This is a genomic window from Cognatishimia activa (genome assembly GCF_017798205.1).
Classification (GTDB): Bacteria; Pseudomonadota; Alphaproteobacteria; order Rhodobacterales; family Rhodobacteraceae; genus Cognatishimia; species Cognatishimia activa_A.
The window spans coordinates 628,984-647,552 of record NZ_CP060010.1; the positions used below are offsets into that span (position 1 = coordinate 628,984).

General features: G+C 55.9%; 18 protein-coding genes. 3 read left to right on the top strand and 15 right to left on the bottom strand.

What is annotated here, in order from left to right; all coding sequences use genetic code 11:
* Positions 1–9: 9 nt before the first annotated feature.
* Both HZ995_RS02985 and HZ995_RS02990 read right to left on the bottom strand, forming a co-directional pair.
* Complete coding sequence (locus tag HZ995_RS02985) at positions 10–927, bottom strand: formylglycine-generating enzyme family protein (protein ID WP_209357199.1); 918 nt, start codon at positions 925–927, stop codon at positions 10–12.
* Between the two features lie 9 nt (positions 928–936).
* On the bottom strand, positions 937–3,219 hold the full coding sequence (locus tag HZ995_RS02990; RefSeq protein ID WP_209357200.1) for an adenosylcobalamin-dependent ribonucleoside-diphosphate reductase: 2,283 nt from the start codon (positions 3,217–3,219) through the stop codon (positions 937–939).
* A gap of 226 nt (positions 3,220–3,445) precedes the next feature.
* On the opposite strand from HZ995_RS02990, the gene HZ995_RS02995 reads away from it, so the two are divergent.
* Entirely contained in the window at positions 3,446–3,877 is a 432-nt protein-coding gene (locus HZ995_RS02995; RefSeq protein ID WP_209357201.1) for a DUF1489 family protein, read from the top strand.
* A 235-nt stretch (positions 3,878–4,112) separates the two neighbouring features.
* Here HZ995_RS02995 and HZ995_RS03000 read toward each other — a convergent pair whose 3' ends face one another.
* The 5 genes from HZ995_RS03000 to HZ995_RS03020 all read right to left on the bottom strand — a co-directional run bounded on the left by HZ995_RS03000 (position 4,113) and on the right by HZ995_RS03020 (position 9,663).
* A complete protein-coding gene (locus HZ995_RS03000) occupies positions 4,113–4,400 on the bottom strand; it encodes a YciI family protein (RefSeq protein WP_209357202.1) in 288 nt (95 codons plus the stop codon).
* 68 nt (positions 4,401–4,468) lie between these two features.
* Complete coding sequence (locus HZ995_RS03005) at positions 4,469–5,887, bottom strand: sulfatase-like hydrolase/transferase (RefSeq protein ID WP_209357203.1); 1,419 nt, start codon at positions 5,885–5,887, stop codon at positions 4,469–4,471.
* Positions 5,884–6,609, bottom strand: a complete 726-nt coding sequence (locus tag HZ995_RS03010) for an alpha/beta fold hydrolase (protein WP_209357204.1) — start codon at positions 6,607–6,609, stop codon at positions 5,884–5,886. The genes HZ995_RS03005 and HZ995_RS03010 overlap by 4 nt, the downstream gene beginning before the upstream one ends.
* Positions 6,606–8,621 (bottom strand): TRAP transporter permease, encoded by a 2,016-nt coding sequence (locus HZ995_RS03015; RefSeq protein WP_209357205.1) that lies wholly within the window; start codon positions 8,619–8,621, stop codon positions 6,606–6,608. The genes HZ995_RS03010 and HZ995_RS03015 overlap by 4 nt, the downstream gene beginning before the upstream one ends.
* A gap of 55 nt (positions 8,622–8,676) precedes the next feature.
* Complete coding sequence (locus HZ995_RS03020) at positions 8,677–9,663, bottom strand: TAXI family TRAP transporter solute-binding subunit (RefSeq protein WP_209357206.1); 987 nt, start codon at positions 9,661–9,663, stop codon at positions 8,677–8,679.
* A gap of 150 nt (positions 9,664–9,813) precedes the next feature.
* Here HZ995_RS03020 and HZ995_RS03025 point away from each other — a divergent pair, with 150 nt between their 5' ends.
* Entirely contained in the window at positions 9,814–10,254 is a 441-nt protein-coding gene (locus HZ995_RS03025; RefSeq protein ID WP_209357207.1) for a MarR family winged helix-turn-helix transcriptional regulator, read from the top strand.
* A 256-nt stretch (positions 10,255–10,510) separates the two neighbouring features.
* Here HZ995_RS03025 and HZ995_RS03030 read toward each other — a convergent pair whose 3' ends face one another.
* Complete coding sequence (locus HZ995_RS03030) at positions 10,511–11,293, bottom strand: alpha/beta fold hydrolase (RefSeq protein ID WP_209357208.1); 783 nt, start codon at positions 11,291–11,293, stop codon at positions 10,511–10,513.
* 12 nt (positions 11,294–11,305) lie between these two features.
* Positions 11,306–11,905: a 2-hydroxychromene-2-carboxylate isomerase gene (locus tag HZ995_RS03035; protein ID WP_209357209.1), complete on the bottom strand. Its 600-nt coding sequence runs from the start codon at positions 11,903–11,905 to the stop codon at positions 11,306–11,308.
* 102 nt (positions 11,906–12,007) lie between these two features.
* Between HZ995_RS03035 and HZ995_RS03040 the strand changes: the two genes are divergently transcribed.
* Complete coding sequence (locus HZ995_RS03040) at positions 12,008–13,015, top strand: ribose-phosphate pyrophosphokinase (protein ID WP_209357210.1); 1,008 nt, start codon at positions 12,008–12,010, stop codon at positions 13,013–13,015.
* Positions 13,016–13,099: 84 nt separating this feature from the next.
* On the opposite strand, the gene HZ995_RS03045 is transcribed toward HZ995_RS03040, so the two are convergent.
* From HZ995_RS03045 to HZ995_RS03070, 6 genes are all read right to left on the bottom strand, one after another.
* On the bottom strand, positions 13,100–13,447 hold the full coding sequence (locus HZ995_RS03045; protein WP_209357211.1) for an H-type lectin domain-containing protein: 348 nt from the start codon (positions 13,445–13,447) through the stop codon (positions 13,100–13,102).
* Positions 13,448–13,553: 106 nt separating this feature from the next.
* Positions 13,554–13,952, bottom strand: coding sequence for a F0F1 ATP synthase subunit epsilon (locus HZ995_RS03050; RefSeq protein WP_209357212.1), 399 nt, complete (start codon positions 13,950–13,952; stop codon positions 13,554–13,556).
* 55 nt (positions 13,953–14,007) lie between these two features.
* Positions 14,008–15,432 (bottom strand): F0F1 ATP synthase subunit beta, encoded by a 1,425-nt coding sequence (gene atpD / locus HZ995_RS03055; protein WP_209357213.1) that lies wholly within the window; start codon positions 15,430–15,432, stop codon positions 14,008–14,010.
* Positions 15,433–15,448: 16 nt separating this feature from the next.
* A complete protein-coding gene (locus HZ995_RS03060; RefSeq protein WP_209357214.1) occupies positions 15,449–16,324 on the bottom strand; it encodes a F0F1 ATP synthase subunit gamma in 876 nt (291 codons plus the stop codon).
* Positions 16,325–16,336: 12 nt separating this feature from the next.
* On the bottom strand, positions 16,337–17,875 hold the full coding sequence (gene atpA, locus HZ995_RS03065; protein WP_209357215.1) for a F0F1 ATP synthase subunit alpha: 1,539 nt from the start codon (positions 17,873–17,875) through the stop codon (positions 16,337–16,339).
* Positions 17,875–18,435 (bottom strand): F0F1 ATP synthase subunit delta, encoded by a 561-nt coding sequence (locus tag HZ995_RS03070; protein ID WP_209357216.1) that lies wholly within the window; start codon positions 18,433–18,435, stop codon positions 17,875–17,877. The genes atpA and HZ995_RS03070 overlap by 1 nt, the downstream gene beginning before the upstream one ends.
* Between the last annotated feature and the right edge of the window lie 134 nt (positions 18,436–18,569).

Here is an 18,569-nt window from a genome sequence, read left to right on the forward strand (position 1 = left end):
AATCCAGTGTCAGAGATCCCAGACCACGCGTAACCCTTGATGCGTCGTGGTGCTATCAGGCGAATTCCCTGAGCGGGCCGCGATCCTATACCGGTAGCAATAGCTCTTGTGGCACAGAAAAGAGCCACCCTTTAAGAGTTTATACCCTTTGATCTCGGCCTGCCGCGCTTTGATCTCGCGCTTCATCGAGCGCAGGCGAAACGGTTCTGATGTCCATTCCCAGACATTTCCCGCCATATTGAAAAGCCCATAGCCATTGGGTTCAAACGACCGCGCGGGGGCCGTCGTGCGATAGCCATCTCGCGCTGTGTTCATGTCAGGAAACTGCCCCTGCCAGATATTGCAGGGCGTGAAATCGCTGTCATTGGGATCTTGATCCCCCCACGGAAAGCGCACATCCCCAAGCCCTCCGCGCGCCGCATGTTCCCACTCGGCTTCCGTGGGCAATCGGCCTCCGACCCAGTCGGCATAGGCCTTGGCGTCATTCCAGGATAGCTGCACAACAGGATGGTCCGGCAATGCCGCGTCTTCGGTGCCCGGCCCATTGGGCGTGTTCCAAACAGCGCCCTCGACACGCCGCCACCATTGAACATTCACGACAGCCCGCGTCGCGCCCACGCTCTCGGGCACCTGCGCCCAAAATACATAAGACCACCCAAAACGCTCGGCCTCGGTGACATAGCCGGTGGCCGCGATGAACTCTGCAAACTGCGCATTCGTGACCGTTGTCGCCCCCATCAAAAACGGAGCCAGACGCTGCTGGCGCAGAGGGCTCTCACAATCCAGAGGAATAAAGGCCTCGCGGGTCCCGACCAGAGCCTTACCCCCCGGGATTTTCACCGCATCCTCGGCCACACGTCGCGCGCCTTCGATGGGTACCGAAGGCGCCTCGCTGGGTTCACGTCCAGAGGACGGACAACAAGACATCAGCTGCGCTTAGCCACACTTGCTATAACCGCAGCTCGTGCAGGTCATGCAGCCTTCGACCATGTTGAGACTATAGTCACCACAGCTCGGACAGGCCTTGCCACGGGGCGTTTCGCCCACGGCCACCACTTCTGCCTTTGGGTCCGTCTTCAGCCCCATGCCCTCGCCTTCGATAAAGCCTGTGGCCACCATGTGTTTCTCGATCACGCCCCCGATGGCCGCCAGAATGGACGGAATATATTTCCCTTCCATCCAGGACCCACCACGCGGGTCAAACACAGCCTTGAGTTCCTCGACCACGAAAGACACATCCCCACCACGACGGAACACGGCCGAGATCATCCGCGTCAGCGCCAGCGTCCAGGCGTAATGCTCCATGTTCTTGGAGTTGATGAAGATCTCAAACGGCCGACGATGCCCGCCCATGACCACATCATTGATGGTCAGATAGATCGCGTGCTCGCTATCGTGCCACTTGAGCTTATAGGTCGCGCCCTCAAGGCTTTGCGGACGTTCCAGCGGCTCGGACATATAGATGACTTCGCCCGTGTCGGCGACGTGATCGGCGGGGCTTTCGCCCGGTGCCTTGTCTTCGCTTTCGCTGACGGTCAGGACCGATCCGGTGATGTCATTTGGACGGTAGGTTGTACAGCCCTTACAGCCCGTATCCCAGGCCTGCATATAGACGTCTTTGAAGGCATCAAAGCTGATGTCCTCTGGGCAATTGATGGTCTTGGAAATGGATGAATCGATCCATTTCTGTGCCGCCGCCTGCATGCGCACATGGGCCTCGGGCGCCAGCGTCTGAGCGTTCACGAAATAGCTCGGCAGTTCCTTATCGCCAAACTTGTCGCGCCAGAGTTTCACCGCGTAGTCCACGACCTCCTCTTCGGTCCGGGACCCGTCCTTTTGCAGCACTTTTCGTGTGTAGGCATAGGCAAAGACCGGCTCTATGCCCGAGCTAACGTTGCCCGCGTAAAGGCTGATCGTGCCCGTCGGCGCGATTGAGGTCAGCAGCGCGTTGCGAATACCATGCTCTGCGATCTCGGCCTTCAGGCCCTCGTCCAGATGCTGCACCAAACCGCCGTTGACGTACTTGTCCTTGTCGAAAAGCGGGAAAGCCCCCTTCTCTTTCGCCAGATCCACAGAGGCTTTGTAGGACGCGTGGGCAATCGCCTTCATCCAAGCCTCGGTCTGCGCGGCGGCCTCTTCGGTGCCGTACTCCAGCCCCAGCATCAGCAGAGCATCCGCAAGGCCGGTCACACCCAGACCAATCCGCCGCTTGGCCTGCGCTTCCTGAGCCTGCGCATCCAGCGGGAATTTTGAGGCATCGACCACGTTGTCCATCATCCGCACAGCAGTCGTCACCAGCTCTGTCAGAGCGGTCTCACACAGATGCGCCCCTTCCTCGAACGGGTAATAGACCAACCGCGCGAGGTTAATTGACCCCAACAAACACGCGCCATAGGGCGGCAGAGGTTGCTCGCCACAAGGGTTCGTCGCCGCAATCGTCTCGCAATAGTTCAGGTTGTTGGCCTGATTGATACGGTCGATAAAGATCACGCCCGGCTCGGCCTGATCATAGGTGTTCTGCATGATCTTATTCCACAGATCGCGCGCATTGACGGTTTGATACACCTTGCCGCCGAACTTCAGCTCCCATGGGCCGTCGGCTTTCACCGCTTCCATAAAGGCATCCGTCACCAGCACCGACATATTGAACATGCGCAGGCGTGCGGGATCTGATTTCGCCGTAATGAACTGCTCCACGTCGGGATGGTCACAGCGCATCGTCGCCATCATCGCACCGCGACGGCTACCCGCCGACATAATCGTGCGGCACATGGCGTCCCAGACATCCATGAACGACAAAGGCCCAGAGGCATCCGCCGCCACGCCTTTCACATCCGCGCCGCGCGGCCGAATGGTCGAGAAATCATAGCCAATGCCGCCGCCCTGCTGCATCGTGAGGGCTGCTTCTTTCAGCATATCGAAAATACCCGACATGCTATCTGGCACCGTGCCCATAACGAAACAGTTAAACAGCGTCACTTGCCGAGCAGTGCCAGCCCCCGCTGTGATGCGACCCGCTGGCAAATATTTGAAATCCTCCAAAGCGGCATAGAACTTGTCTTCCCAGGCGCTTGGATCCTTTTCCACCTTCGCCAGATCGCGCGCAATCCGACGCCAGCTGTCCTCAACCGTCTGATCAATCGGCGTGCCGTCCGCTTCTTTAAAGCGATATTTCATATCCCAAATGCTCTCGGCGATAGGGGCGGCAAAACGGCTCATCAGCGATATCCTTGTATAGAGGCAGGGTTAAATATTACCCCGGCAACAGCGATTTTGATAGGTTATCCAGCGTAGAGAGAGTCGCGGGGCTACGCAACCACAAACATACTACATATTGTGCAATAACCCAACAGCAATACCATATAAAGCAAACTTATATACGATTGCCGATTTGACCTTCGCGGCCTTTGCGTTAATTTGTCGTGGAAGAATCTGTGGACATCCTGTGACTAAATTCGTGAATCTCGTCAAGCTCTCGGTCGGCACCGATTCCGTTGACTCGCTCGCCGTCTGGCAGACCATGCGCGCCGCTGAGCGCCCCGACAGCCTGCCCCGCCACGTCACCCGCATGTGGCCCAAGCGCGAGGCAGAGGTACTCAACGGCGGCTCAATCTATTGGGTCATAAAGGGCTCCATCCAAGCCCGCCAAAAGATCCTGCGGTTTGACGAGGTCATCGGATCAGACGGCATCCGCCGCTGCGCCATCGTGCTGGATCCCGAACTCATCCGCACGCAATCCACCCTCAAACGCCCCTTCCAAGGCTGGCGCTACCTCAAGCCCGAGGACTCCCCCATGGATCTCCCGAAAGGGCGCGATCAGGAAGAACCACTACCTGCCGAACTCGCCAGCGCTTTGGTTGAAATCGGGATCCTCTGATCTTTCTCTTGCCGGAAATATCCCGGGGTGACTGGGAGGGATTGCCTGCAATCCCGCAAACAGGGGCAAAGCCCGAAGCTCTATAATTTCGCCAGCGAGGAGTCGTAGCTTTGCATTGAACGTGGCTAACAGTACGCCAACTGCAAACACGCTCCAGACGCTGCCGATCCCATTGGAAAGTCAGCTTTCCCAGCAATTGTTCGGACTGATGTCGCCCCGATGCGAACCATCCAAATCAATCATTCATCGAGAACTTTTTACACGTCGCGAAAATCTGATATTCACGGAGGTCTTTGCGATACATTGGGTCGTTCTCAATCAGGGTCACGATGTGATCTCTATCGTTGGCCTTAACGATCCATATGCCACCCTGTGGGTCAGAAGACTCACTTTCGGCAAGTGATGCACCATCGACAAAAATGTCGCTCTGGCCGGTCAGATATGCCACATGATCCGAAAAGAGCTGCTTTCGAACTTCCAACATCTGAGGTTGATCTTTGAAGATGACGATCCAGTGGTTCATTAGAATTTTCTTTTCGTCTTAAAAGTTACGCCAAATCCGAAGAAAGCGTTCGAGTTCGCAAAGCGGGACTAACTCTTGGGGGGCGGCGTCGCGCCTTTTCCACCAATTTTGAGTGCGGCTTCCATACCGCCAAAGCTCTCGATCAGGCGATCTTGGCCGGCGAATGCTTCGACTTCGACGACCTCGGGCACGACATGTTCGCGCAGAGTTTTGGCAAGCATTGCGCATACATCAGGCCTGTCTTGCGCAACATTCACCGTCTCTTCTGGGTCATTTTCCAGATCGAATAATTCCGGGTCAAACCCTGCGTACTCGATATACTTCCATTTGCCTTTTCGAAGCATATAGCTGCCGGAAACGGCGCCAATCGCGTGATACTGAGAAATGACTTCACGCTCTAAATCCGCCGGCTCAGACGCGATGTCCTGCAACGGGCGACCTGGTCTATCTCCGTCCCATTCAAGGCCAAAATACCGTGGAATTGTCTCGGCTATATCAAGCAAAGACACAGGCGTGTCACATGTGCCTTTTGGAATGCCGTCGACGGACGCGATAAGCGGGATGCCGACCGCCTCTCGGTACATGTTGGACTTGCCCCACAGGCCGCGTGCCCCGGTGTTGTCCCCGTGATCCGACGCATAGATCACATCTGCCTCCAAGCCACTTTCAGACAGCGCCGTCAGAACGCGACCGATGTTGTGATCGAGCCATTCGCACAGGCCCCAGTAGGCAGCAATCGCGTCTTTGCGCTCTTCTGGCGATTTGAACAGCTCTTCGCTGTCCTGAAAGGCGTTCTGCTTTTCGATCCAGGGGTGGCGCACATATCCATCTCTTGGAAGGAGCTTCGGCTCTGGGAGATCCATTTCTCGATATCGAGAGAAAAACGGCTCTGGGCAAACCAGAGGGAAATGCGGTGCCACCAGCCCAACATAGAGGCACCAATCATGATCGCCTTCTTCTTGTGACTTTTCTTGGAACCATTGCTCTGTCCGGGCGACGACCGCTTCGTCATAGCGCGTGTAGCTGCTTTCGCCTGGGCCGATATAGTCGCCAAGCATCCGGCCTTCTGGGCTGATGCGATGTTCTTCGCGGCGCACGGACGCAAACACCATGCCAACGCCATCTTTGACCATCATAGGAATATGTATTTTGTCAAAACCCACGGGGTCAGACGGGTCGCGATAATGGAGTTTGCCTATGGATTCGACCTGTACACCACCGCGCTGCAGAACATGACCCCAACTGTCAGGCGTGCCCAGATACGGCATGGAGTTGTCCCAATAGCCGGTCTGATGGACGTGTTTACCCGTCGCAAAGGCCGCGCGTGTAGGAACGCAGATAGGGGATGGCGTATAGGCGTCGGTAAAGACCGTCCCTTTCTTTGCCAATGCATCAAGGTTCGGCGTCCGCACAAACGGGTGTCCAACGCAGCCCATAGCGTCAATGCGATGCTCATCCGAGAGAATGACCACTAGCCCTTTGCTCATGCGTCGATCTCCTCTTTTGCGATTTTGTGAAGCATTGTCGCCAAGACCTGCGGAGCTTCGACCATCGCGTCGTGCTTTGCCGCAATTTCTTGGGTCTGCCATCCAGGTTGCGCTTTCACCCGTTGATATTCGTTTTGAAACGGCGAAGGCGAATTGCGGGAACACACAATATAATGGCGCCTTTCCACCTCGGATTGGCGACCTGACAGCGTGACACCAAAACGGAAACTACCGATAGGATGCGGTGTGCACATCGATTTCAGCCATTCTTTTTTGACAGGATCGTCCGTCCAAGCATCAAACAGGTCTGGTTCTACGAGGAAGTTACCGTTTGCAGCTTCCGCCTCAAACGCGGCCATGCGTTCTGGGTTTGCATCCGCAAAAATCGACTTCCCGCTCACTTCTGGGGCGAAGGCGTCAAGGTAAACGAGGCTCTTGATTTTCTCTGGCACTTTGGAGGCCACGCCAGTCACAATCAGGCCCCCATAGGAATGCCCGACCAGAACGATGTTATCCAATTCACGCCATTTAATGACAGCCAGGATATCCTCGACATGGCTGTCAGGCGTGATGTCTGGATGCGCAAGATGGCTGAGCTCTCCGAGGCCCGAAAGTGTCGGGGCATGTGTTTCATGCCCTAACTCTCTCAGCGCTTTTTCGGTATCCTTCCAACACCAGCCACCATGCCAGGCGCCATGCACGAATAGGAATGTTTCACTCATGCCGAGACCTTTCTATTTGAGCCAAGTGTGATCCAAGCCATCAATCCGATCAGGCCGACGCAGGCTGTTCCCCAAATTTCGACATCTGGTGCAACAAGCGCGATCGAAAGGACCAGGATCGCAGCACGTTCAAGCCGTCCCAGGTCGCGTCTGTAGTAGCCGGTCGTCGCTGTGGTCAGCGTGAACACCGCCATACCAAGCTTGAACATTGCGAGTGCGAACAGAGGCCACGAGAACTCTACCTGACCAATCAGCAATTGCGGATTGAAGAAGAACGCATAGGGGATGACGAAGGCGACAAAACACAGTCTGAGGGCCGTGACACCCGTCTGGAACGGATGCGATCCTGCGATCGGCGCGGCGGCATAAGCTGCCAAGGCGACTGGAGGCGTTACGGGCGACAAGACGCCGAAGTACAGAACGAACAGGTGTACTGCCAAAACAGGCGTGTCCGTCCCCGCCAATTGCGTCAGGAAGATACCCATGATCGTGATGATCGTGGCATAGGCCGGAAGCGTTGGCATCCCCATCGACAGCACCAGAGACGCAATCATCGTCAGCAACAAGGCGACCACCACACTGTCTTGCACCAGCAAGGCAAGGTCAGTCCCGATCTTTGGGCCAAGACCCGTGCCTTCGACTACGCCGATGAACACACCAAGGCCAGCAACGATCACAAGCAGCTGCGCCACTGCGACGCCGCCTTCGCGCATTTTCTCGAACACGACGCTTGGCTTGCTTCTGAACTCTTTGTTCAGCAGGCCGAACAAAAGCGTCATCGCCACCGCCCAGAACCCAGCACGGTTCACCGAGTAACCCGCGGATAGACAGTAGATGATTGCAGCCAAAGGAGCAAAGAATGCCAGGGATTTAATCCAGTCGCTGCGTGTTAGTCGTGTGTCTGTTTCTAAAGGAAGAGGTTCAATACCGCGCTTGCGGGCTTGCAGTTCCACAGCAAGGAACAGGCTTGCAAAATAAAACAGCGCCGGAATGAGCACCGCAATCGCCACTTGGCTGTAGGGAACTTGTGCTTGCTCTGCCAGATAGAATGCCGCGGCGCCCATAACAGGCGGTGTGATTTGCCCACCTGTTGATGCAGCGGCCTCGATGCCTCCGGAAAAGCGTGGTGAAAAGCCCCGCGACTTGATCAACGGGATCGTAAAGGTCCCCGTGCCAACCACATTGGCGGCCGCGGACCCAGAGAAAGTGCCAAACATCGCAGAGGACACGATCGCAGCATGCGCCGGACCGCCGCGAAATCTTCGCGTTGTGGCGATGGCAATTTTCAGGATGGCTTCGGCTGCACCGGTTGCCTGAATGATCACCCCGAACAGAATAAAGATGAAAACGTTGTTGATCATGATCGACAGCGCAAAGCCCATCGCACCCGTGGTCTCTAGCCAGAAATTCATGGCCATCAGCTCCCAGGTTTTGGGCGATGTTGGATAAAACACACCCTCGGGCGCACCGAATTTCATGTAGATCACCGCAATGATCACAAAGCCGAACATCAGCCAGCCCGCCAAACGCCTGACCATTTCAGCAATGACCGCAACGCCGCAGAACGCACCAATGACATCAAGGGGTTCAGGCAAGAACAAGATATCAGATCCAAGGCTCAGCTTGCGACCCAAAATCCAAAGCGAAAACAGAAGCAGAGCGATCAGGACCGCATTAAAGGCCTTTGCGGCGATTTCACGTTCTCTGGTGTCTGTCCGCCAGGGTTCAACAGTAAGAATACTGATAATCCCAGCCACACCGACGAAGAACGGACGAATGAATGCAGGATCCAGCAGAGTGCGGTTGAACCCGCGCAGCTGGCCTCGCCACCACCCGATGAAATCATTCCAAGCGCCGTCGCCACGTCGCTCCCAACCTAAAGCTTTGTAGGTGTCGTTGTCGGACAGAAATGGGAACAAAGGCGATGGCATGTAGATAATAACAAAGGCCAAAGCAAGAGAAAGGACTGCGACGACATACGCGCCGGTCCGGCTTAATTTCATAGGTGTCATAAGTGGCTTTCCGGCATAAGCGCCCACCCGCAAAGCACGGGTGGGCTAGGCGTGTTTATTGACCTGGAAGTGCCACACCGCGCTCGGTGTAGTACTTTGCTGCACCAGGATGGATCTGATTGATCATGCCAAAGGTGGCGTCTTCGATCTTAAAGTCGCCGACGAATGGTGCAATTTCAGCCAGATCACTTTGGGTTTCCCAAAATGCTTTGACCAGGTTGTAAGCAACGTCATCGCTCATGTTGGCATTTGCCGTCAGACCCGCGAATTCCGTGATGACATTCACCGCTTCACTGTTCGCTTGGCCGTCACCCCAAGTTCCCGGCTCGATTGTCGTGGTGGTCCGACCAGGGAATTTCATTTGCTTTTGGAAGTCTTCGTTGGCCATCATTTCGTCTGTATAGCCGACAAAGGTCACATCACGCCCAGATGACAGCTCTGTCCATGCTGCACAGCCCGGCGCACAAAGTTGGAACAGAACATCCACGGAGCCATCCTGCAAAAGAGCAGTAGAACCCGGCCAGTCGACATGGACCAACTCATAGTCATCACCAGCAACAAGGCCAGTCGCGGCCTCAATCAAACCACCATTGATGCGCACAAGAGCTGCACCTTTGGGGCCAAGAAACACGCGCTTGCCTTCGATGTCCGCCAGCGTTTTGATGCTGGAGTCATAAGTGCCGAAGGTGAACATGTCGCCTTTGTAAGTAAGCAAAGGACGCAGTTCAGCCGCGAGTTCAGCGTGATTTTCGACATTGCCATACATTGCAATGCCCTTGTTCAAGAAGAACGCCAAAGCCGGTGCATAGAGTGAAAGATCAGCCTCGCCTTTTGCGTTGTTCACCTGGCTGCGGACACCGGGAAAACCCGTGGCAACCTCAACATCATATCCATGGCGCTGCTTCAAAACATTCGCCAAGTGTGTGGTGACAATATACGCCGTCGCACCGGGCGCACTCACCTGCGCACGAATAAGCTCATCAGCAGATGCACCGCCAGCAACAACGGCCGCAATGGTCGCGGCCTTAAAGAAGTGTTTCATAATTTCCTCCCTGATCGACCGGTTCACTTGGTCGTCGAATCTTATTTACGGTATTTTTGTTGCCATGGCAACTAATTGATTTCACCGCAGCGAGCTGATATATGTTTCGGCATGACTAACGAGCTTTCTGCCCCCGACCTCGACACTCAAATGGACCTTGAAAAGCTGTTGCATTATCGGGTGCAAAGGCTTGCCTCCAAAATGGAACTCATAACGTCGCGCAAAGTGCTCGCGGGGTCAGGTGTTCATATCGGCGAATGGCGGTTGATTTGTTTGCTGAGAGAGCACGGGCAAACAAACCACAAAACAATAAGCCGCAAGCTCTCTCTTGATCCGGGGCGCACGAGCAAGCTTCTCAAGGCCGCAGAAATGAAAGACATGATCGTAAGAACAAGCGATCCCAACGATGGCCGCGCCTCGCTTTTTGCGCTCACTTCCGTGGGCAAAGATTTGCACGAACAGCTTTGGCCTAAGGCGGTTGAAGTTGCAGACGGATTTCACAATGAATTCGCAACGCCGGAGTTGCGAAGCCTGAATTCCATGCTTGATAAAGCGATCGAATACGCAAATTCGCGGATATTCGGGGATTGAAACAAGACAAAAATGATCCCCAAAGGATCCGCTGAGCCAATTGGCGTTTCTAGCAACGGTCTTAGGCATCAGTCATCAAATCGGCTCTCTACCCCAAGACACCGCGCCATTGAAGCGTGAAGCAATGACAACTCCACAAATTAATTGCAAACGACCGTATCCGAGTTGCCTCATTCGGACTTGCATACGCCGCAATATTCCCAACGGTCGGTTCCGAGCCGACTGTTGTTTAGCAAACAGCGCATGGGCAAAGCCCCTAAGCCCCCATCCCAATATGCGCCAGATAGGCGGCGGCCACATCCTTGGGATGTGAAATCACCCCCATATGCCCCACGCCCGCCAAGGTCTGTCTTTTCGCACCCGCAATCTTTTCCGCCAGAGAATCCTGAATGGGCCTCACAATTGGGTGGCTCTCGGCCCCATCCATTAATAGCGTCGGCACCGAAATCTCTGGTACACGAGTCAAAACATTTGCGCTGTCTTCAATCAAAGCCTCATTTGCCCCGACCACCAGAGGCATTCCTGCAGCCATCATCTTGCGCATCTCCTCCGGCAGCATCTCCCAAGGCAAGCCCCCGCCCCAATCCTGCACAAACCGCTTGGCCGCGCCCTCATAGTCCTGCGCGGCCATGAGATCATCCAGCTCTGCCATTTCAGAAAACCGCGCCGCATAAACCTCTGGGTCAAACTCTCGTGCGGCGGCAAAGAAGACTGGTTCATAAAGCGACAGGCTCAGCACCTTTTCGGGACGTTCAACAGCAAGGCGCAGAGCGACATAGGCTCCGAAGCTATGCCCAAAGAGATGCATCGGAGTCTCAATCGTCTCAGCCGCCCAAGCCACCGCCAGTTCAGCAGCCTCTTCCGGTCGCGTAGGTTGCGGGCTTTTGCCATGCCCGGGCAGGTCCATGGCCTGCATCGTCACATAGGGATCACAGGCCATCGCGACCCCGCCCCAAGACCCGGAGTGGGCCAGAGAGCAATGCAGCGCAAAGACAGGGACCGGGCCGTCTCCGAAGGTCCGGACAAAGGGCGTTGTCATGTGAGGAAACCTTTAGAGTTTGCCTGACAGATGCAGATCGAGATCCTCAAGGCGATCCTGCCCCCAGAAGCGCGCGCCATCATCCACCACATAAAACGGCGCGCCAAAGGCACCTGCGTTCACGGCATCCTCAAGGTTCTGCGCATAGGTTTCCGCGCCTTCCAGAAGGCCGCTTTCTGCCAAAGCAGGATCAAAACCCGCCGCCGCCAGGCATTCGCGGATCACATCATCCTCGGCGATGTTCTTTTCCTCAGCCCAAACCGCGCGGGTGAAGGCATGGGTCAGCGCGCCAAGGTCGCCTCCGCCCGCATTTTGCGCTGCGATCAGAGCATAAGAGGACGGCGCCATATTGGTCGGCCAATGCGCGGGCTTGAGGTTAAAGGTCATACCCAGCTTTCTAGCCTGACGCGGCAGTTCCTGCGCACGGTATTCCTGCCGCGAGATATGGCGATCCTTGGGAGGCTGTCCTCCGGTGCGGGCAAATTGCTGCAGAATATCGACGGGTTTGTACGTAATCGTCGCCCCGTGTTTGGCGGCAATTTCCTCAAGCCGTGTCCCGGCAAGATAGGTATAGGGCGAGATCGTCGCGAAATAGTAGTCGATATGTGGCATTTGACCCTCCTGTTAGCGCAGTCACCTTTGCCAAAAGCTAACCACATGTTAAGGCGTGCGCAACGTCACGAATCTGTCATCCGACCTCGGGGAACTGCCTCTATGCCCACCACCATGGAACCCAAACTCATCACCGGAAATGCGAACCAGCCTTTGGCCAAATCCATCGCGCGCCGCATGTCCATTCATCGCAATTTGGGACTGGTGGACGCGCGGGTCGAACGGTTCAACGACGGCGAGATCTTCGTTGAAGTCTTCGAGAACGTCCGCGGCGAGGATATGTTCATCATTCAGCCGACATCCAACCCGGCCAATGACAATCTGATGGAGCTCTTAATCATGTCCGACGCGCTGCGCCGGTCATCGGCCAAGCGCATCACCGCAGTAATACCTTACTTTGGCTACGCCCGTCAGGACCGTCGTGCCAAGGCGCGGACACCGATCTCGGCGAAACTGGTGGCCAATATGCTGGTCGAAGCCGGTGTGGAGCGGGTTCTGACCATGGACCTACATGCTGCGCAGATTCAGGGTTTCTTCGATATTCCGGTGGACAACCTCTATGCCTCACCTGTTTTTGCTTTGGACATCATGCATCAATTCAAGGGCAATATGGACGACATCATGATCGTCTCCCCTGACGTGGGCGGCGTGGCGCGCGCACGTGAGCTGGCGAAGCGGATCAACGCGCCGCTGTCGATCGTCGACAAACGTCGCGAAAAGCCCGGCGAGATTGCGGAAATGACCGTGATCGGTGATGTGACCGGCAAGAAGTGTATCATCGTGGACGACATCTGCGACACGGCAGGCACATTGTGCAAAGCGGCTGAAGTTATTCTGGAGCACGGCGCAACCGAAGTGCATGCCTATATCACGCACGGCGTTCTGTCCGGGCCAGCTGTCGACCGCGTCACCAAATCCGTGATGAAAAGCCTCGTGATCACGGACACCATCCAGCCAACCGAGCCTGTCAAAGCCTGCAGCAATATCCGCGTTCTGCCGACCGCGCCGATCTTTGCGCATGCGATCCTGAACATCTGGAATGGCGCATCGGTCAGCTCTTTGTTTGAAACAGAGACGCTTGAGGCCTCTTACGAAGGGCTTTTCACCTAAAGCCTTTCACGGGGGGCTCTGCCCCCCACGGAAATCTGTGATTTCCGCCCCCCGGATATTTCTGGCAAGAGAAAAAAGCGGGCGTTAGACGTCCCAGTTGTCCTCGTCTTCGACCTCGCCAAAGGCGATCCAACTCATGCGGACGCGGGCGACTTGTGTGTCCTGCCAGGTCTTGAAGACCAGATCGAAGCCCGTTTCATCGACACTATCCGCTGTTAGGTCCGCGCGCAGGTTCGCGCCATTGCTGACGTCCCAGAGTGACAAGGACACATGGACCGCAGGTGTGCTAAGGTAATTTTCGCTGAATTTCACGCGCTTGCGCCGTTCGCGTGGACCAGAACTGACCCACATGTCGCCGCCGGTGTCATAGTCGGAAAACAGCTGCTCTTCGCCCTGGTCTATGCCTAAGGTCTTGCCTCGAAGTTTTTTCATGTTCGTCCCCACAAACTAGGGGAGATTTAGCCTGTTTTTCATACCCGTGTAAATAGAAACGGGCCCCGTGAATGCTCACGAGGCCCGCTCTTGAAATTTAGCAAAATCAGATGCTTAGAGCCGCTTTCAGCGCTTCCATGTCCGCGAGGTTTTTGGCCGCCGCGTCTTTGGTTTCTGCAGAGGCGCTTTCCGCCGCTGCTGCTGCTGTTGCGATCAGACCGTCGATCAGCTCGGCTGTGACATCGCCAGTTGGGATGGCTTGCTCGGCCAGAACGGACGTGCCTTCTGCGTTGATTTCCGCAAAACCACCGGTCACAGCATAGGACTGAGTTCCGCCCTCTGCCTCTACGCTCAGGATGCCTGGGCGCAGGGTGGTGATGGTTGGTGCGTGATCAGGCATCGCGGTCATGTCACCATCTGCACCTGGGATCTGCACGGCAGAGGCTTGCAGGGATGCAAGCGCGCGTTCCGGGCTGACCAGATCAAATTGCATGGTGTTTGCCATTGAGGCCTCCTTTCAGAGAGGCTCTGCACACGGGGCGCAGAGCCGGATCTCTTGATTAAGCAGCTTCCGCAGCCATTTTTTCGGCTTTCGCGATCACTTCGTCGATGCCGCCAACCATGTAGAAGGCGCCTTCTGGCAGGTGATCGTATTCGCCGGCAACAACCGCTTTGAAAGACGCGATAGTGTCTTCCAGAGGAACCTGAACACCGTCGGAACCGGTGAAGACCTTCGCAACGTCGAACGGCTGAGACAAGAAACGCTGGATCTTACGCGCACGCGCAACGGTCAGCTTGTCTTCCTCAGACAGTTCGTCCATGCCGAGGATCGCGATGATGTCTTGCAGGGATTTGTAACGCTGCAGGATACCTTGAACCTCGAAGGCCACGTTGTAGTGCTCTTCGCCCACAACGGCTGGGTCCATCAGACGGCTGGAACTGTCCAGTGGGTCAACCGCAGGGTAGATGCCCAGCTCGGAGATCGCACGGTTAAGAACCGTGGTCGCATCCAAGTGCGCAAAGGTGGTTGCTGGTGCAGGGTCGGTCAAGTCGTCCGCTGGAACGTAAACCGCTTGGATCGAAGTGATCGAACCGTTCTTGGTGGAGGTAATCCGTTCCTGCATCGCACCCATGTCGGTTGCGAGGGTTGGCTGGTAGCCCACCGCGGAAGGAATACGACCCAGAAGCGCAGACACCTCGGAGCCCGCTTGGGTAAAGCGGAAGATGTTGTCGACGAAGAACAGAACGTCGGTACCGGATTGGTCACGGAACTGTTCCGCCAGGGTCAGACCTGTCAGAGCAACACGTGCACGCGCACCTGGAGGCTCGTTCATCTGGCCGTAAACCAGCGCAACCTGAGATTCCTCGAGGTTGTCAGGCTTAATAACGTTGGATTCGATCATCTCGTGGTACAGGTCGTTACCTTCACGTGTACGCTCGCCCACACCCGCGAATACGGAGAAGCCAGAGTGCACTTTCGCGATGTTGTTGATCAGTTCCATGATGAGAACGGTTTTACCAACACCCGCACCACCGAAGAGGCCAATTTTACCACCCTTCGCGTAAGGCGCGAGAAGGTCGATAACTTTAATGCCGGTCACGAGGATCTCAGACGCGGTGGACTGCTCTTCGAAAGCAGGCGCCGGCTGGTGGATCGCGCGGGATTCGGTTGCGTTGATTGGCGCACCTTCGTCCACAGGCTCGCCAACAACGTTCAGAATACGACCCAGGGTCGCGTTACCAACTGGAACGGTGATTGGGCCGCCGGTGTCGGTGACCTCTGCGCCGCGGACAAGACCTTCGGTCGCGTCCATCGCGATGCAGCGAACAGTGTTTTCGCCCAGGTGCTGGGATACTTCCAGAACCAGGTTCTTTCCATTGTTGTCTGTGTTCAGAGCGTTCAGGATTTCCGGCAGGGAATCTTCGAACTGAACGTCGACAACGGCGCCGATGACCTGTGTCACCTTACCTTTTGCATTTGCCATGTTACGTCTCCGGTTCTTAGAGCGCTTCAGCGCCCGAGATAATTTCAATAAGCTCGTTGGTGATCACAGCCTGACGCGAGCGGTTGAACTCGATGGTCAGCTTGTCGATCATGTCGCCAGCGTTGCGGGTCGCGTTGTCCATTGCGGACATCCGAGCACCCTGCTCTGACGCGCCATTTTCCAGCAGAGCCGCAAAGATCTGTGTTGCGACGCCGCGCGGCAGCAAGTCGGCCAGAATGGCTTCTTCGCTTGGCTCGTAGTCATACAGAGTGCTTGCGCCTTCATCCTCTGCCGCCTCAAAGGCCGCAGGAATGATTTGCTGAGCGGTTGGGATCTGAGAAACGACGTTCACGAACTTCGCGTAGAAGATCGTCGCAACGTCGAACTCGCCGCCGTCAAAGCGTGCCAGAATGTCCCGCGCGATGTCCTGCGCGTTGTCATAGCCGACGTTTTTGACTTCGGTCAGGTCCACATGGCCAACAAAGCTGTCGCCCAGATCGCGTTTGATTGCGTCACGGCCTTTTTTGCCAACGGTCAGAACCTTGACGGTCTTGCCCGCAGCAGTCAGCTCTTCGGCTTTCGCACGCGCCAGTTTGGCGATGTTTGAGTTAAAGCCGCCGCAGAGGCCACGTTCTGCCGTCATCACCACCAGAAGGTGGGTTTGATCAGAACCGGTGCCCGAAAGCAGCTTTGGTGCAGAGTCGGAACCGCCAACAGAGGCCGCGAGACCACCCAGAACGGCGTTGAACCGTTCTGTGTAGGGACGCGACGCCTCGGCAGCTTCCTGCGCGCGGCGAAGTTTCGCCGCGGCAACCATCTGCATGGCTTTTGTGATCTTCCGCGTGTTTTTCACGCTGTCGATCCGGTTTTTAAGGTCCTTCAGACTAGGCATGGTCTGAACTCCTTATGCGAAGTCTGCGGCGAATTCGTCGAGCGCTGCTTTGATCTTGTCTGCGGCGTCGCCTTTGATTTTCTGATCTTCTTCAGTGATCCACGCGAGCAGGTCAGCATGCTTGCCACGCAGGTGCGCCAGCAGGCCTTGCTCGTAACGGCCAACGTCTTTCACGTCGACAGTGTCGAGGTAACCGTTGGTACCTGCGAAAATCAGGCAGACGATTTCAGAGTTGGTCAGTGGCGAGTACTGAGGCTGTTTCATCAGCTCGGTCAGACGCGCACCACGGTTCAGCAGCTGCTGAGTTGCGGCGTCAAGGTCAGAACCAAACTGAGCAAAGGCTGCCATCTCACGATACTGAGCGAGGGACAGTTTAACTGGACCTGCAACAGAAGACATCGCTTTGGTTTGTGCCGAGGAACCAACACGGGAAACCGACAGACCGGTGTTCACCGCTGGGCGGATACCTTGGTAGAAGAGTTCGGTTTCCAAGAAGATCTGACCGTCGGTGATCGAGATCACGTTGGTTGGAATAAACGCGGAAACGTCACCACCTTGGGTTTCGATGACTGGCAGCGCGGTCAGAGAGCCTGCGCCGAAGTCTTCGTTCAGCTTCGCGGAGCGCTCCAGCAGACGGGAGTGCAGATAGAAAACGTCACCAGGATACGCTTCACGGCCCGGTGGGCGACGCAGCAGCAGGGACATCTGACGATACGCAACCGCTTGTTTGGACAGGTCATCATAGATGATCAGAGCGTGCTTGCCGTTGTCACGGAAGTATTCCGCCATCGCAGTCGCCGCGTAAGGTGCGAGGAACTGCATTGGTGCAGGGTCAGATGCGGTCGCTGCCACAACGATCGAGTATTCAATCGCGCCGGACTCTTCCAGCTTCTTCACCAGCTGCGCAACAGTGGAGCGCTTTTGGCCAACCGCAACATAGACGCAGAACAGCTTCTTGCTGTCGTCGTCGCCGGCTGCGTCGTTGTAGGATTTCTGGTTCAGGATGGTGTCCAGAGCAATCGCGGTTTTACCGGTCTGACGGTCACCAATGATAAGTTCACGCTGGCCACGGCCGATTGGGATCATCGCGTCAACGGATTTCAGGCCGGTCGCCATTGGCTCGTGCACAGATTTCCGTGGGATAATGCCAGGCGCTTTAACGTCTGCAACGTTACGTGCTTTGGCGTCGATTGGGCCCTTGCCGTCCAGCGGGTTGCCCAGACCGTCGACAACGCGACCCAGCAGCTCTGGGCCAACTGGAACGTCAACGATGGAGTTGGTGCGCTTTACAGTGTCACCTTCTTTAATGTCGCGGTCGGAACCAAAGATAACAACACCAACGTTGTCGCTTTCCAGGTTCAGAGCCATCCCCATGATACCACCAGGGAATTCGACCATCTCACCCGCCTGAACATTGTCCAGACCATAAACGCGGGCGATACCGTCACCGACGGAAAGCACACGGCCAACCTCGGCAACTTCGGCTTCCTGACCAAAGTTCTTGATCTGGTCTTTCAGGATTGCCGAGATTTCGGCTGCTTGGATACCCATTATCCGACCTCTTTCATTGCATTCTGAAGGGAATTGAGCTTGGAGCGGATCGACGTGTCGATCATCTTCGAGCCCACCTTAACGACGAGACCGCCGATGAGAGATTCATCAACGGTCGCATTAATTTTGACATCCTTGCCAACGCGCTCTTTGAGCGTCTTGGCCAGTTTGTCAGATTGAGTCTTCGTCAGAGCCTTGGCCGAGGTGACATCTGCGGTCACTTCGCCTTTGTCCTCTGCCACCAGATCACGCAGGCGCGCAACCAGCTGAGGCAGAACGAACAGACGACGGTTCTCCGCCATCAAGCTCAGGGTGTTGGTGAGCACATCGTCCAAGCCCATTTTCGCAGCAACCGCTGCAATGGCCTTGCCCTGTACGTCACGGGAATACACCGGGGAATTGATCAACTCGCGCAGGTCTGCGCTGTCTTCCAGGGCTGCGCTCAAGGCATCAATGCCTTTTTCGAGCTTAGCAACACCTTTGGACTCTTTTGCGATCTCGAAAACCGCAGTGGCATAGCGCGCGGCGATGCCTTGTGAAATCGAAGCTGGTTCGGACACGTCCACCCTTCCGATATTTGGCCTCGGTATACCGCTGTATGCAGCCTCCGAGGACGTTAGTCGTTCCGACGCAAATCAGAACGTTGAAATCTTGGCGGGGTGTATCAGAGGAGTCCTAAGCTCGCAATATTGTT

What these genes read in the sequence shown, in the direction of transcription:
- HZ995_RS02985 (WP_209357199.1), bottom strand. Translation starts at nt 927, where the DNA reads ATGTCTTGTTGTCCGTCCTCTGGACGTGAACCCAGCGAGGCGCCTTCG.
- HZ995_RS02990 (WP_209357200.1), bottom strand. Translation starts at nt 3,219, where the DNA reads ATGAGCCGTTTTGCCGCCCCTATCGCCGAGAGCATTTGGGATATGAAA.
- HZ995_RS03000 (WP_209357202.1), bottom strand. Translation starts at nt 4,400, where the DNA reads ATGAACCACTGGATCGTCATCTTCAAAGATCAACCTCAGATGTTGGAA.
- HZ995_RS03005 (WP_209357203.1), bottom strand. Translation starts at nt 5,887, where the DNA reads ATGAGCAAAGGGCTAGTGGTCATTCTCTCGGATGAGCATCGCATTGAC.
- HZ995_RS03010 (WP_209357204.1), bottom strand. Translation starts at nt 6,609, where the DNA reads ATGAGTGAAACATTCCTATTCGTGCATGGCGCCTGGCATGGTGGCTGG.
- HZ995_RS03015 (WP_209357205.1), bottom strand. Translation starts at nt 8,621, where the DNA reads ATGACACCTATGAAATTAAGCCGGACCGGCGCGTATGTCGTCGCAGTC.
- HZ995_RS03020 (WP_209357206.1), bottom strand. Translation starts at nt 9,663, where the DNA reads ATGAAACACTTCTTTAAGGCCGCGACCATTGCGGCCGTTGTTGCTGGC.
- HZ995_RS03025 (WP_209357207.1), top strand. Translation starts at nt 9,814, where the DNA reads ATGGACCTTGAAAAGCTGTTGCATTATCGGGTGCAAAGGCTTGCCTCC.
- HZ995_RS03030 (WP_209357208.1), bottom strand. Translation starts at nt 11,293, where the DNA reads ATGACAACGCCCTTTGTCCGGACCTTCGGAGACGGCCCGGTCCCTGTC.
- HZ995_RS03035 (WP_209357209.1), bottom strand. Translation starts at nt 11,905, where the DNA reads ATGCCACATATCGACTACTATTTCGCGACGATCTCGCCCTATACCTAT.
- HZ995_RS03040 (WP_209357210.1), top strand. Translation starts at nt 12,008, where the DNA reads ATGCCCACCACCATGGAACCCAAACTCATCACCGGAAATGCGAACCAG.
- HZ995_RS03045 (WP_209357211.1), bottom strand. Translation starts at nt 13,447, where the DNA reads ATGAAAAAACTTCGAGGCAAGACCTTAGGCATAGACCAGGGCGAAGAG.
- HZ995_RS03050 (WP_209357212.1), bottom strand. Translation starts at nt 13,952, where the DNA reads ATGGCAAACACCATGCAATTTGATCTGGTCAGCCCGGAACGCGCGCTT.
- atpD (WP_209357213.1), bottom strand. Translation starts at nt 15,432, where the DNA reads ATGGCAAATGCAAAAGGTAAGGTGACACAGGTCATCGGCGCCGTTGTC.
- HZ995_RS03060 (WP_209357214.1), bottom strand. Translation starts at nt 16,324, where the DNA reads ATGCCTAGTCTGAAGGACCTTAAAAACCGGATCGACAGCGTGAAAAAC.
- atpA (WP_209357215.1), bottom strand. Translation starts at nt 17,875, where the DNA reads ATGGGTATCCAAGCAGCCGAAATCTCGGCAATCCTGAAAGACCAGATC.